The sequence below is a fragment of the Pseudonocardia tropica genome (assembly GCF_040105315.1).
Taxonomy (GTDB): domain Bacteria; phylum Actinomycetota; class Actinomycetes; order Mycobacteriales; family Pseudonocardiaceae; genus Pseudonocardia; species Pseudonocardia alni.
In genome coordinates, this window is sequence record NZ_JBEDNP010000004.1 from 180,301 (window position 1) to 194,299 (window position 13,999).

12 protein-coding genes are annotated in these 13,999 nt (G+C 73.0%); 3 read left to right on the forward strand and 9 right to left on the reverse strand.

Going from position 1 to position 13,999, the window contains the following annotated elements; genetic code table 11:
* Positions 1–14: 14 nt before the first annotated feature.
* The 3 genes from WHI96_RS08710 to WHI96_RS08720 all read right to left on the reverse strand — a co-directional run bounded on the left by WHI96_RS08710 (position 15) and on the right by WHI96_RS08720 (position 7,917).
* Positions 15–1,202, reverse strand: coding sequence for a Fic family protein (locus WHI96_RS08710; protein WP_345652401.1), 1,188 nt, complete (start codon positions 1,200–1,202; stop codon positions 15–17).
* A 67-nt stretch (positions 1,203–1,269) separates the two neighbouring features.
* Complete coding sequence (gene pglW, locus WHI96_RS08715; RefSeq protein ID WP_345652399.1) at positions 1,270–5,553, reverse strand: BREX system serine/threonine kinase PglW; 4,284 nt, start codon at positions 5,551–5,553, stop codon at positions 1,270–1,272.
* A gap of 105 nt (positions 5,554–5,658) precedes the next feature.
* Positions 5,659–7,917, reverse strand: a complete 2,259-nt coding sequence (locus WHI96_RS08720) for a GmrSD restriction endonuclease domain-containing protein (RefSeq protein ID WP_345652397.1) — start codon at positions 7,915–7,917, stop codon at positions 5,659–5,661.
* Positions 7,918–8,068: 151 nt separating this feature from the next.
* Between WHI96_RS08720 and WHI96_RS08725 the strand changes: the two genes are divergently transcribed.
* The gene (locus WHI96_RS08725; protein WP_345652395.1) at positions 8,069–8,410 is read left to right on the forward strand and encodes a hypothetical protein; all 342 of its coding nucleotides are present in this window, start codon (positions 8,069–8,071) and stop codon (positions 8,408–8,410) included.
* The gene (locus tag WHI96_RS08730; protein WP_345652392.1) at positions 8,410–8,964 is read left to right on the forward strand and encodes a DUF3558 family protein; all 555 of its coding nucleotides are present in this window, start codon (positions 8,410–8,412) and stop codon (positions 8,962–8,964) included. The genes WHI96_RS08725 and WHI96_RS08730 overlap by 1 nt, the downstream gene beginning before the upstream one ends.
* Positions 8,965–8,966: 2 nt before the next feature.
* On the opposite strand, the gene WHI96_RS08735 is transcribed toward WHI96_RS08730, so the two are convergent.
* From WHI96_RS08735 to lipP1, 4 genes are all read right to left on the reverse strand, one after another.
* Positions 8,967–9,395, reverse strand: a complete 429-nt coding sequence (locus tag WHI96_RS08735) for a pyridoxamine 5'-phosphate oxidase family protein (RefSeq protein ID WP_345652389.1) — start codon at positions 9,393–9,395, stop codon at positions 8,967–8,969.
* A 17-nt stretch (positions 9,396–9,412) separates the two neighbouring features.
* Positions 9,413–9,808 (reverse strand): transglycosylase family protein, encoded by a 396-nt coding sequence (locus tag WHI96_RS08740; RefSeq protein WP_345652386.1) that lies wholly within the window; start codon positions 9,806–9,808, stop codon positions 9,413–9,415.
* 199 nt (positions 9,809–10,007) lie between these two features.
* Positions 10,008–11,228 (reverse strand): MFS transporter, encoded by a 1,221-nt coding sequence (locus WHI96_RS08745; RefSeq protein ID WP_345652383.1) that lies wholly within the window; start codon positions 11,226–11,228, stop codon positions 10,008–10,010.
* Positions 11,229–11,342: 114 nt separating this feature from the next.
* Positions 11,343–12,314, reverse strand: a complete 972-nt coding sequence (gene lipP1 / locus WHI96_RS08750; RefSeq protein WP_345652381.1) for a LipP1 family hormone-sensitive lipase — start codon at positions 12,312–12,314, stop codon at positions 11,343–11,345.
* A gap of 208 nt (positions 12,315–12,522) precedes the next feature.
* Here lipP1 and WHI96_RS08755 point away from each other — a divergent pair, with 208 nt between their 5' ends.
* Positions 12,523–13,002, forward strand: a complete 480-nt coding sequence (locus tag WHI96_RS08755; protein ID WP_345652379.1) for a hypothetical protein — start codon at positions 12,523–12,525, stop codon at positions 13,000–13,002.
* Between the two features lie 89 nt (positions 13,003–13,091).
* Here the strand turns inward: WHI96_RS08755 and WHI96_RS08760 are convergent, their stop codons facing one another.
* Together WHI96_RS08760 and WHI96_RS08765 are read right to left on the reverse strand one after the other, a co-directional pair.
* Complete coding sequence (locus WHI96_RS08760) at positions 13,092–13,583, reverse strand: Dps family protein (protein ID WP_345652376.1); 492 nt, start codon at positions 13,581–13,583, stop codon at positions 13,092–13,094.
* Positions 13,584–13,710: 127 nt separating this feature from the next.
* The gene (locus WHI96_RS08765) at positions 13,711–13,968 is read right to left on the reverse strand and encodes a universal stress protein (protein WP_349302362.1); all 258 of its coding nucleotides are present in this window, start codon (positions 13,966–13,968) and stop codon (positions 13,711–13,713) included.
* Positions 13,969–13,999 lie beyond the last annotated feature (31 nt).

The window sequence follows — 13,999 nt, forward strand, 5'->3', positions numbered from 1 at the left end:
CTCGTCGCCGTCGGTCACCGGATGGTGCTGACGGATCGGTCCGGGGCGAACAGCCCGGAGGTGTCGATGGGGGTGCGTTCCTTCCGGGCCGCGGTCCGCACGGCGCGGAGCCGGTCGGCTGCCACGTAGTAGGCACCGCGGTTCTTGCCGCGCTGCACCAGCAGACCTGCGGCGACCATCGCGCGCAGGTCGGCCGATGCGGTCTGGTTGCTGATCTGCTCGTCCCAGCCGCGCAGCTGGGACCGGTAGGCGGCGTTGCGGACCTGTAGGCCGATGGCGGCGTCGAACAGCGCCGCGATGGTGCGCTCCCCCAGCCCGGCGTCGTCACGCAGCCGCTCGATCTCGCTCCAGATCCGGCCGGACTCGTCGAGCCGGCGGATCACGCTGGCGGCCTGCACGTAGTGCGCCTCCAGACAGAACCGGATCCATGCGCGGGCGTCACCACCGGGCTTCCACGAGCCCTGGCCGACCTCGGCGAGCACGTCGTAGTAGCGCTGGGTGTTGCGGCCGAGGTACTCCTCGATGCTGCAGAGGTCCGGGGTGAGGATCTTCTCCCGCGCGAGGACGAGGGTCTGCAGGCACCGCGACATGCGTCCGTTCCCGTCGCGGAACGGGTGGATCATCACCAGATTCAGGTGCGCCATCGCGGCGCGGACCAGGGGCGGAGCCTCGCTGGCTTCCTCCAGCGAGGCGACCAGCGCATCGATCAGCGCGGGTACGTCCTCGGCTTCCGGAGCGGCGTAGACCTCGTCGCCGCTCGCCTCGTCGCGCACCCAGATCGGGCCGGGTCGCCACCGTCCCGGCCACGCGTCGAGCTCGTACTCGGTCATCATGAAGTGCAGGCTGCGCAGGATGTCGGCGCTGAACCGGAAGTGCTGATCGCCGGCCAGGTTCACCACGTAGGTCATCGCCCGCTGGTAGCCGGCGACCGCCTTGGAGTCGAGCGATCGCGGGTCCGTGGTCTCCTCGCCCTCGGCGACGGCGATGGCGTCCTCGACCGAGACATGGATCCCCTCGATGCTGTTCGATCCCTGCACCGCTCGAGCCGCGAGGACCCGACGCACCGTGCCGAGCCACCGCCGCGGCTCGGCGGTGCGGAAGCGAAGCGCCCGACGCTGACCGTCGATCGCATCGAGAGCTGCCTTCTCGGCCGGGCCCAGCTCGGGCGTCCGGTAGATCACGCCGATCGCCCCTCCCGCCATCGATTACATGATTAGATGTCGCTGTGTCAGCGATACTATCGCTGAACGGCAGCTATTGCATCATTCTTCATGCCGCTCCCGGCTCGTCGCCCTGCAGCTCGGCCAACGAGTCGCGGTCCAGGGCGATCCGTTCGGAGCCGTCCACCACCTCGACGACCATCCCGTCGAGCTGAGCCGCCCCGACCGCCGACTCCCCCGGACACAGCAGCCACAGGCCGTACGGGGAGCGGTGCGGGCTGCGGGCGGCTGCCTGCAGCCGGACCAGCAGCTCACGCCCGCCGGAATCGGCGTAGCGGGCGAGCAGGCCGGCGCCGTGCAGGAACAGCACGGTCTCCGGCCCCGCCTCGGCGTCGATCCTGGTGCCGGTCCGTTCCCAGGCCAGACGCACCCAGGAGTCGAGCCCGGCCGACATCGTCGCGGTCTCGGTGAAGCGCAGGTCCGCCTTCACCACCGTCGACCAGTCGCGGCTGCGCTCGACGGCGATCCCGCGCAGCTCGGACAGGAACAGCACACCGACGTCGAGCGGTCGCACCTGCTCACGGCGCGCGATCGTCGCGGCGGCGCCGGAGAGGTCCTTGCCCCGCACCGTCAGCGCGACGAACCCACCGCGTTCGAAGGATCGGGCGAGCATCCGCGCGACGCCCTCACGGGCGTCGCGGGTGAACGGCGCGGGCGGCAGCGTCGTCGACGAGGCGACCGGGGCGGGCGGGGCTTCGGGGTAGAAGCGCCGGTCATCGGTGTCGTAGGTCAGGGTGAAGCCGGCGTCGGTCAGCGCTTCGCGCAGCGCGACGTGGGTGAGGCCGCCGGGCAGCCGGAGCTCGGGGAACCGCGCACGGACCCGGTCGAGCAACGCATCGACGGTGATGCCGGTCGGGAACCGGACGGCGGGGTCCTTGCGGCGCACCCCGGCCGCGGCCTGCGAGATCCGCAGCGCGGACACCAGGTCCAGGGTCCGCGGGTACAGCTCCCCGCTGGGTGAGACGAGCGCGTCCTGCGAGGCAGCCGAGGCGAGCTTCAGCAGCCGGGCATCGGGCAGGGCCGGCATCCCGGCTGGAGCGGGGACCGCCCGCAGCCGCCGCAGGACCGCGGTCCGCCCGGGTAGCGGATCCTCGACGGCGATCTCATCGGCCGCCGTTCCCAGGCCGACCGCGAACTCGGCGAGCTCCGCCGGCGTGGGGTCGTCGGTCCCGGGAAGTGACTCCGCGGCCACGAGCACGCGACCGCCGCGGCGGGACACCGCCACCCGTGGGCCGTCGTCGTCCGCTCCGTGCTCCCCCGCCCAGACCTCGGCCTCGACCGCGGCCCGCACGACGGCGAGCGCGGCCGCCTCCCCGTCGTCGCTCGCCACACCGAGCCGGGCCCGGACCGTCGTCGCCAGTTCCGCTGCGGTCGCGACGCGGCCCTGGGCGATCACCGTCTCCACGACGACGTCCCGCACGTCGGCCAGGTGCGGCGACTCGGCCCACTCGGCGAACAGCGCCTGCTGGTGCTTCGAGACGGTCGGCTGGGAGACGCCGACCGCCTGCACGATCATCGACTGGGTCGGCCAGCTCGGAACTCCGTCGACGAGACCGAGCGTGGCGCGGGCTACCTCGACCTTCTTCGTCGTCCGGCGACCGGGTGCGGCGGTGAGCGTGGCGACGAGCTGGTCGACCGTGGGCCGGGTCCCCTCGGTGATCTCGACGAGATCGGGCGCCGGGGTGCTCAGCAGCGGGGCCCACTGCTTGTGCCGCCGGATCAGCTCCTTGCGGACCGCGGCGCCCGCACCGCGGGCACGGGCGACCTCGGTCGTGCGCAGCCTCAGCAGCTCCGCGACGGTTCCTGCACCCAGCCCGGCGGCGACGGACACCGCGCGGGGGCTGAGACCCGCGTGCTCCAGCGTCGTGTCCAACGCCGCTGCGGCCGCGAGTGTGTCGCGGACGGCCTCCGGTGCCTCCTCGGTATCCGTCTCGACGGGGACCCGCTGGTCGGCAGCCGCGAACACGGCTCGCCAGGCGTCGTCCATCTGCTTGAGGGTGTCGAAGCGTCGTCCGACGTCTCGGTGCAGCGCACGCCGGAAGAACGTGAGCAGTCCGTCCTTCAACGCCGGGTCGAACTGGTCGGAGGCGACCTCCGGGGTCTCGTCGGACGTGGTGCGGGGATCGGTGAGACCGTCGCCCCACTCGGGCCGCTGCTTGGAGGCCATCTCGTGCAGGGTGACCGCGACGGCGTAGCGCTCGGCGTGATCGTCGTAGACGGGGCGGCGCGGGGTGTCGAGGAACGGGTCGAGGTAGCCGCGGGTGCCGACCCCGACCTCGCTCGCCGGTGCCCCGGCCAGGGAGAAGTCGAGCAGCATGAGCTGCCGGGACCGGTCGGCACGACGGAAGATCGCAAGGTTGTCGGGCTTGATGTCGCGGTGCCAGACGCCCTCACCCGCCAGGACGTCGAGCGCGGCGAACAGGTCGCGCCCGAACCTCTCCAGGTCGTGGTAGCTCAGGCGCCCCTCGGCACGGAGCAGGGAGCCGAGGGTCCCGCCGTCCAGGTCGCCGCCGCCCGCGTACTGCAGGTCGATGACCGTGCGGTCGGCCAGCGTGCGCGGCCCACCGAGCTTGCGGACGATCTGGGCCCCGCCCACCCGCTCGAGGATGCCGCCCTCGACGCGCAGCCCTTCCGCCTTCTGCTCGTCCAGCGCGACCTTCAGGACGCGGTACTCGAGCTGCTCACCCTCGTCGGTGTCGCGGGGCCGCTGCACGAGCAAGGCGCGCGACGTGGACCCGGTGCCGAGGACACGCTCGACGGTCCAGTCGCCGTCGACCCGCTGTCCCGCGGTCGCCGTCAGCGGGTCGACCTCGGGCACGCTGGAGGGTGCGGTGTCGCGCTCGGTCTCGTCGAGTCCCAGCAGGAACTTCTCGGCGGCGTCGAGCCGGTCGTCGACCGCCGCCCGGGTGGCGTGGAAGACCAGTTCGTCGAGGACCTGTGGCAAGGTTCCGTCCACGCCGTGCAGGTGCAGGCCGCCGTCGGTCCGGACCCGCTCCACCATCTCGGCGCGGTTCGCAGCGGGCGCCCGGCCCGTGAGGATGAGGTAGCCGATGGCACCGAGACCGAACATGTCGAGGTCGGCCGGGTCCGGGTAGGGCGCGTCGAACTCGGGTGCGAGGTAGGGCCCGGCGGAGTCGGCGACCACGTCGTCGGCCAGCGACGAGACCCCCACCGACGAGCTCATCCCGGGATCGAAGTCACGCGCGGCGGTCTGCCAGTCGATCACCCGCAGGATCGGGTCCCGCCCGTCGGGCCGGGACGAGACGTAGACCGAACGCGCGGCCAGGGCGCGGTGGTAGAGCGAACGGCTGTGGGCGTACCGGACGGCTTCCGCGAGCTGACGGACCAGGTCCAGCCGGGCCTCGGGGGTCAGCCGGGCACCGTGCAACCCGAGATAGGAGTCCAGGCGCAGGTCCGCCGCGTCGTGCCGGAACAGGATCGCGGGGCGGCCCTGGTGCTCGCGGATCTGCAGCGGTTGGGCGATTCCACGGTGTGCGATGCCCTGCAGCACCTGGTACTCGCGCTTCGCCGCACGTTCCACCCGGGTTCTGCGGTCCTCGCCCGCCTGCTCCCCGGTGAGGTAGATCCGCACGCGGCCGGACTCGTCCACCAAACCGGAGCGCTTCGCGAGACGGTCCTCCCAGGCCGGACCGGCGTCGAGAACGGACGGCGCGAGCGTCCAGTCGTCGCCGAAGCGCAGGTGCGCGGTGGAGGCGCGGATACCGATCTCGGACATCAGCCCCGGCAGGACGTCCCGGCTGAACAGCGGATCGATCCGCTGGGACTGGCTCTGCGGCGGGCGCGACAACAGATCACGCCAGATCCAGTCGAGCCCCACACAGTGGTCGTCACGGCCGTACACCCGGGACCGCTGCACCTCGTCGAGCGTCGACACGAGACCCGGATGGGTCAGGAACACCGCCGGTTCGATGCGCGGGATGCGGAGCCCGGACCTGTTCCGCCGCTTGGCGGCCCACTCCAGCCGCCCCTTGAGCGCCTTGGCCTTGACGTCGGTGAAGTGCAGAGGGTTGCGCAGGGTGCGCGGCCAGTTCCGGCCCTGCTCACGGAAGATCCAGTCGTCGCCCCGGTTCTCGACGGCGCCGGGATGGGCCTTCAGCTCGACCAGGTAGAGCCCGCCGGGAACGGCGATGAACAGGTCGCACTCGTGGATGCGACCGGACTGCGCGGTGAACGAGAACGTCGCCCAGGCCCGGAAGGGCTCGGCCTGGGGCATGAGCCTCTTGACGACGTCGAGGCCGTCCTGCTCCCACGGGAAGTCGGAGGGGCGCTCCTGGAACCAGCGTCGGACGCCGGCCGGCGGGGGACCCGGCACCGGTGGTCGTGCCCCCGTTCCCTGACCCACGTACTCACTCCCCGCGACGGATCCCTGCCTTGAGTAGGCAGGTGACCCTATCGAACGGCCGGACGGACGCCGTCACTAGACCGGCTGGCCGACATCCTGTCGAGAACTGTCGAGGCGGCGCTGCGCGATGTGGCGCTCACGGTCGCCGAACAGGGCGGCGAACCGCGGGTCGACGGCCAACGCCTCGACCGTCAGGTCCAGACGCCCCGCCTCCCAGAGCCGGACGAAGCCGTCGCTCGGGGTGGACGAGGCGAGCAGCCGACGGACCGCACCGACCGCGCCGTGCTGCAGCACCATCTCGCGGAAGTAGCGCGGATCGTAACCGAGGTCGGTCCGGCAGGTCTCCATGGTGGCGAAGACAGCCTGCTCGAACTCCCCGTCGGCCGGCATCTCGAACTCGACGGGATCGGACTGGGCACCCGGAACGTCGCCGGCCGCCTCCTCCCCCAGCCGCTGCACGTAGCCGCGCAGCGTGTCGACGGTGGTGAACACGTCGTACCCCAGCTCGGTCAGCCGCGGCACGTCGGCGTCGTCGGGGTCGAGCTCCAGCACGACCGGGTTCCCCTGCCCCGGTTGCAGGCCACGCTCCCAGTGGAGCTCCGCTACGGCCAACACCCGCCCCGTCTCGTCGTCGGCGATCTCGGAGTTCCGCTGGGGTGCCGCGTAGCCGAGTGCGGCGAACTCCTCGACCAGCGCGCCGAGCTGCGCCGCGCGGGCGTCGGATTCCGGCACGGCCTCGACGACGGTGACCGCGTCGAGCTCGCGGGTCCACGGCATGCGTCCGGTCAGCAGGTCGTCCATCAGGCTCGTCGCGGCCTGGGCCAGCAGCTCCCGGCGGGCGTCGAGGAAGTCGCGGTAGCGCTCCACCCTCCACAGCGACGGATCGTCGGGGATCCACTGCGACCGGCGCGCCGCCTCCGGCAGCGACGCCAGGTACTGCGCCGGGTCGGCCCCCGACAGCCGGCTCGCCGACGCGGGCCCGGCGAAGGCGAAGTTCGCGATCGCGTTGACCTCGGCGCGGGAGTACCCGGCCTTCACCAGCGCGGCCTTCGGGAAGATCTCGTGGACCTCGATCGACGGGCTCTCCGAGCCGAGCACGGCACCGGTGACGGGGTCGCGGCCGTCGCGGACCCGGGTGAGCAGGTACAGCAGCGGGTAGGACCGCGCGCCCCGGCCGGCACCCTCGAAGTCCTGGGCGTCGATCCGCATCGCGCCCTTGCGCGAGCGCGACAGCGACGCGATGACGGCGTCGATCCCGCCGTTGTCGACGGTCTCCAGGTCCTTCGACAGGGCGGTCTCCGCAGCGCCGGCGAACCGGCCGCGCAGCGCGGCGTGGACGTACCAGTAGAGCGCCTTGTCCGCCTCGGCGCCGTCGGTGAACCGGCCGCCGACGTTGTGCAGGTGCCGGCTGATCACCGGGATGGCGTAGCGGCCGAACAGGACGCGGTCGTGGTCGATGCCCAGCCGCGATGAGATCAGGTAGAGCACGTGGTCGACGTGGTGCAGCGTCTCGTTCAGGGCGTGCTGGAAGTCGCCCGCGGACACGTTCTCCAGCGCCGAGAACGGAGCGCGGCCGGTCGCGACGGCGGTGGTGTTGCGCAGCAGCCAGTCCGCGGGGAACGTGAAGCCGCCCTCGGCCCAGCGATCAAGGTTGCGCCGCATCGTCGGGCGGGCATCAGCCCACTCCGAACAGATCCGGGCCAGCGCGAGGTCCCCCTTGGACAGCTTGGTGCCGCCGGAGTTGACGCGGTTGAAGATGTCGACGACGACGTCGACCGTCTTGTCCGCTCCGGTGATCTGCTCGATGTGGAAGTCGCGGTTGGCGATGTTGAGCAGCTTCTGGATGCGCGGCAGGTACTCGCCGTAGAAGCGCGTGGCGGTGTCGGGATTCTCGTTGAGCGCCTGCGCGGTCGGGCCGATGCCGTCGCCGAACAGCGCGGTGACGTCGACCCAGCGCGGGTCGTCCTTCATCTTGATCGGCGCGTGGAACTGGAAGGTCTCGTCCTCGACGTTGAACCGCAGTCCGGTGAACGCCGCCGGATCGCCCTCGAAGAACGACGGCGCCTGTCCGCGGATCAGGCCGTACAGCGTGGTGACGCGCTGCTGCCCATCGAGCAGCAGCTGCTTCTGTCCCGCGGTGGACCCGCCGCCGCGGACCGGTTGCGCGTCGCCCTCGGTCTCCCAGACGAGCAGGGCGCCGACCGGGTATCCGAGGTAGAGCGAGCGCATGAGCCCGCGGACCTGGTCCCGATTCCACACGTAGCCGCGCTGGAACTCCGGCAGGAGCATCGATCCCGCGTCGATCTGGTCCAGGATCGTGCCCAACTTCGTCACTGCTCTGCTGCCCCCGCGCTCGACGTCAATACTTGTCGACTATCGGGGGCGACCGGACGACCGTTATCCGACTCACCCCATCGGCTCCGGGCCCCCATGAGATTCTGCCCGTCCGGCCCCGACGGGCGCCAGCACGCCCTACGCTCACGCGGTGACGATCAGTCCGCTGCAACAAGAGTCGATCGAGAGCCTCGTCTCCCAGGTGAGCGCGGACAACGTGCTCGCGGTCGCGCGTGTGCTCCGAACCCGGGCGGATGAGATGGAATCGCTGCTCAACGCCAGTCTGAACGAGCTGGAACTCAGACCCTGCGGGCAGGATCCCGTGTCACTGGACGCCCGCGATCTCTTCCAACAGAAGATCGACCACATACTTTCCCGGCACTGGGACCACTACACCGAACTCCGGACCGCGCACACCGCGCTGCGCACAGCCGCCGTGGGATACGGCGTCGCCGATGCCGATCTCGCACACGAGTTCGGGAGCGTGTCCTGATGCGGACCCGGCTGGCCATCACTCTCGCCGTCGCCGTGATCCTCACCGGATGTGGACCCATGCCCGGTGATGAGGACCGCGATGGACAGACGTTGTTCCCCGCCCGGCAGTTCGCTCTGGACGTGACCACCCTCGATCCGTGCGACGCACTCGGCGCCGAGGATCGAGACCGCCTCGACGTCCGGACGACGAGACCGGGTAGGAGCCAGGACAACGCATCGCGCGACTGCACGTGGAGCACCCGCGACGGCCTCGGCTACACCCTGCAGACCTTCGACGTGAGCGCAGAGGAGGCATTCGACACCGGCGACTCCGAGATCGTCGACGTCGCAGGCGTAGGGGCCGTCCAACGACGCGCATCCGCCCCCGGGACGGGTCTCCCCCTGTGCCAACTCGTGCTCGATGTGGCCGATGCAGCCTCGCTCCGCGCTCAGCTCCAGGTCACACCGCCGGGAGAAGCAGACACATCAGACGGCCGACGCGACATCTGTGACCGTCTGCGCGACGACACCGCACGCATGCTGGAGAACCTGCGCGCGGCGCAGACCACCTGAGGTCAGAAGTTCCCGACCACCCGCTCCGGTGTCACCAGCACCGCGGCGCGCCGCTGCTCGGCCATCACACGGTCGTACTCGGCCCAGTCGTCGTGGGTCCCGCCGCAGGCGACGAACACCGCCCGCAGCAGTGCCGGGACGTCGACGCCGTCCCGCGGGTCGTCCGGCCCGATGATCTCGGAGCTGCCCTCGACGGCCGCCCAGCGCCACCCGGCCCGCCAGTGCAGCGACGTCGCGGGTCGCGCACGCAACGCCGTCAGCTTGACGGGGCCGTAGGTGACGTAGGCCGCCACCGGGGCGCCGGTGACGGGGTGGTCGAGCACCCCCGCGTTGACCAGCGAGGTGTGCGGGCGGCCGTCGGCGCGCACGACCGCGACGGTGCACAGCCCGGAGTCCTCGGCGACGATCCGCCGTACCGCGTCCAGATCCATGCCGTCAGTGTGGCGGGTCAGCGCCAGCCGAGCTTCTTGGTGCAGGCGGGCCAGGCCTTCCAGCCCTGCTCGTCCTGCACCTTCTTCGCGATCTCGATCTGCTGGGCCTTGGTGGCCTGCTCGGCGCTCGGGGCGTACTGCCTGCCGCCGAACTCCTTCCAGGTCGACGGCGTGAACTGCAGGCCGCCCTTGAACCCGTTGCCGGTGTCGGCGTCCCAGTTGCCGGTGCTCTCGCAGTGCGCGAGCTTCTCCCAGGTCGCGGTCCGCTCGACCGACGGCGCCGCGGACGAGGCCGACTCGGCCGCCGAGGCGGTCCCGACGACGCCGAGCGGGGCGGCCGCCATCGCGGCGAACGCGCCGATCCGGGCGACCTGGCGGCCGGTCTCGGTGGGTTTGCGGTGTCGTCCAGCCATGGTCGTTCCTCTACCTCGGGGAGCAGGTGCCGCCCGGGCCGGAGTGCGGGGAGAGCCCGGAGCGGCGGCCACCGTAACCACGCCGGGACCATCGGTCACAACCCGTGACACCCGCCCACCGCGGAGCACGCGACGAGTGGTCGCCCACCCGCGTTCACCGACGGACGGAGTAACGCATACCGCTCGCGCCGTCCGCCGATCAGCCGCCGCAGGTCGGCGCGGGGACCGGTTCTCCGGTCGCGGGAACCGGGACGCGGCGGCCCAGCACGGCCGCGACGACGGCCAGCAGCGCGACGACGCCGCCGTACACCAGCGCCGTGGGACGCAGCTCCCCCAGCGTCGCGGCGACGCCCGCGACCATCGCCGGCACCGAGAACGCCAGGTAGGCCAGTGTGTAGAGGGCCGCGAACAGCTCACCGCGCTCGTGCGGGGCGGCGAGTGTGGACATCGTCCCGAACGTGGCGTAGGCGGCCGCACCGAACCCGAGGCCGGCGACGACCGCGCCGACGGCGGCGAGCGCGAGCAGCCCGGTGATCACCCCGGCCAGGGTGACGACGGTCCCGGCGGCCAGCAGCCCGGCCGCCGGGACGAGCAGCGTCGACGGGACGCGCCCGCGCAGCGCGAACGCCGTCACCGCGCCGGTCCCGACGAGCGCGACGACGGTGAGCCCGCCGACCAGGTGGTCGTGCACCCCGAAGACCTGCGCGACGACCGAGCCCCCGAGCGACAGGTACAGCCCGCCGAGCGCCCAGCTGGCCAGCAGGATCGGCACGATCGCGACGAAGCCGGCCCGCACCCCCGGCGGCACCCCGACCCGCGGGCGCAGCGACGCGAGCGCCCCCGGCCGACGGTCGATCGTCTCCGGTATCAGCGCGACGGCCGCGGCGGCCAGGACCAGGCCGGCGAGCAGCAGCGCCCAGACCAGGCGGGTCGGGGCGGGCGCGTACTCGACGAGCAGGCCGCAGCCGAGCGCGCCGAGGGCGAGCCCGGCGAGCGGCGCGGTCCCATTGACCGCACCCGCCCGGCCCGGCCGGTCGCCGCGGGCCGCGAGGTCGACCAGCGTCGCGGGCAGGGTCGCCGTCGCCGCGCCGGTCGCGACGCCCTGGACGACGCGCGCGACGAGCAGCCAGCCGACGCCGTCGGCCAGCAGGAACAGCACCAGGGACACGACCTCCAGCGCGATCGCACCGAGCAGCACCGGCTTGCGTCCGATGTGGTCGGACAGTGACCCGGCGACGAGCAGGGCGGCGATCAGCGCGAGGACGTAGACCGCGAACACCGTGGTCAACGTGAACTCGGTGAACGCGAAACGCTCCTGGTAGACGACGTAGAGCGGGGACGGCGCGGACGACGCGGCGAGGAACCAGACGAACGTCGCTGCGACGGCGGCGAACGCCACCGGCGGGGACAGGCGGGGCACGGTGCTCCTCGGGTCGGTCGGCCTTCTGAGCATCGGCAACGACCGGTCCGGGGCGGGCATTCCCACGCCGTCCGGCCCCGCCCGGCCGCAGTGGGCCGGACGGGGCCGGGTCGCTCAGGCCAGAGCGGCGCGCAGGGCGGCTCCCGCCTCGTCGAGCAGGGCGCGGCTGTCGTCGACCGCGGCGCCGAACTGCAGGAACCCGTGGATCATGCCCGGCGACTCGCGCAGCTCCGCCTTCACGCCCGCGGCGTCCAGCGCCGCGGCGTAGGCGGCGCCCTGGTCGCGGAGCGGGTCGAACTCCGCGGTGACGACGAGCGCGGGCGGCAGCCCGGACAGGTCGGTGGCGCGGGCCGGGGACATCCGCGGGTCGCGCAGGTCCTCCTCGCCGGTGAGGTAGTGACCCATGAACCACTCCATCCAGGCCCGGGTCAGCAGGGGCCCCTGGGCGTTCTCCGACATCGACGGGCTCTCGTCGGCGCCGTCGACGGCCGGGTAGACCAGCAGCTGGAACCGCAGGCCGGGGCCGTGGTCGCGGGCGTGCTGGGCGACGACCGCCGACAGGTTCCCGCCCGCGGAGTCGCCGCCGACCGCGATGCGGGACGGGTCGCCGTCGAACTCGGCGGCGTGGGCGTGCACCCACTCCAGGGCGGTGAGGGCGTCGTCGACGGCCGCGGGGAACCGGTGCTCGGGCGCGAGCCGGTAGTCGACCGCGACGACGACCGCGCCGGACCGGTTGGCCAGCGACCGGCACACCGGGTCGTGGCTGTCGAGGTCGCCGATCACCCACCCGCCGCCGTGGTAGAAGACCAGGATCGGGAACGGACCGGTGCCCTCGGGCGTGTAGATGCGCACCGGTACGTCGCCGGCGCGGTCGTCGCGGACCGCCGCGACCGGCTCGGGCGGACCGGACACCGCGGCCATCTCCCGGATCATGGCCCGGTTCTGCGCGACGGTCATGGTCTCCGGCGGGTCCCCGCCCTGCTCGGCCATGAGCGTCAGGAGGGCTTCCACCTGGGGGTGCAGCGGCACGGTCGGTGCTCCTTCGAGGTCGTCGTCCTGCGGGGCGGCGGGCCCCCACCGCGTCATCCTGCACCCGGCGGGCGGCGACGGCACGGACGACGACCGCGGCCGCGGCGAGCGGCGCCGGCCCGACGGCGCCGGCGAACGCGCCGCCCGGCGCGACGACGGCCCGGACGTCCACCACCCCGGCGCACGCGGCCGGCGACGCGAGGACCGGCGCACGGTTCACCGCCCGGTCCTCCCCCGGCGGCCCGCGGGATGGGAGGCTGGTCCGGTGCAGCTGCGCGCCGGGTCGACGTCGTCGGGGTTGTTGCGTGCCCGCTACGAGGTGACCGCGGACGGTCGCGTCGTGACCGGCTGGACCGCGCGGACGCCGCGGGCGCACCGGGAGCTGGTCGTCGACGGGGCCACGTACGTGCTCGACGCGCACGGCGTCGCCCGGTTCGCGCTGGAGGGCGAGGTGCGCGCGCACCTGCGGCGCACGGTCGATCCTCGGCCGCGTACGAGCTGGACGCTGGAGGCGGGCGCGCTCGCCTACCGGATGACCGGCTCGGGACTGGGCCGCCGGTTCACCCTGGCCGACGTCGACGGCGGGACCGAGGTCGGCGCGGTGTGGCGGACGACGGGGCTGCGCCCGTCCTACGGCGCGGAGCTCCCGGACGAGGTCCCGGTGCCGGTCGGGGTGTTCGTGCTCTGGGCGGCGATGGCGATCTGGCGGGCGACGGTCACCGCGGCCGCGACGGCGGTGCGCTGAGCCGGGGCCCGGACGCACGGTCCCGCACGCACCGCGGCCCCGGGCGTCGTGGTGGGAACGCCCGGGGCCGGTGGTCGTGCGGACGGTGCTCAGGCCTCGCCGCGGTAGCCGGCGGCCTGCGCCTGCCACATCCAGCGGGCCTCCTCCAGCGCGCGGCCCAGCTCGATGAGCAGGTCCTCGGTGAGCGGGTCGGCCTTTCCGGCCTGCTCGATGCGCGGACGCAGCCGGTCGACGGTGGCGTCGACGGTCGCCGAGATGGTGAGCACGGTGTCCCGGTCGGACACGTAGCCCGCCGGGTACTCGGGCAGCCCGGTGTCGCGGCCGACGGTCCGCGCGCGGCCGTCCGGGGCGACACCGATCGCGGCGGCCCGCTCGGCGACGGTGTCACCGTGCTCGCGGGCCAGGTCGACGAGCTCGTCGAGGTGCAGGTGGACGTCGCGGAACTGCCTGCCGACGAGGTTCCAGTGCGCCTGCTTCGCGACCAGGGACAGGTCGACGAGGTCGACGAGGGTCTCCTGCAGCACGCGGCCGGTGATGTCGGTGGCGCCGCTGTCGAGCGGGCTGGTGATCGGGGTGGCCATGGTGCTCACCGCTCCTTCCGATGTCGGTTCGGGACGTACCGGGAGTGCCCCGACCGCGCGGCGGCCACACCCGTACGTGATCCGTCCGACACCCGGTGAGGCGTGCCTGACCTGGGGAAAGTCCACCCTACGAGCGCGCCTCGTGGGTCACGAGGTCCGGGATCGGCGCGTCCAGGACGATCCACTGCGCGGTGCTGCCGGTGAGCAGCTCGCCGACCGGGCTGCGCCGCTTCACCCCGACGACGAGCAGCTGCGCGCCCTCCTGCGCGGCCAGGTCGAGGATCGCCTCGGCGGGGTCGCCGCCGTCGTCGACGACCCGCACCGCGGTGAGCGGGTCGCCGTCGGCGCGCAGCCCGACGAGCCGGGAGCCGATGGCCGAGTCCAGCGCACCGGGCCGTGCGCGGGCACGTCCCCGG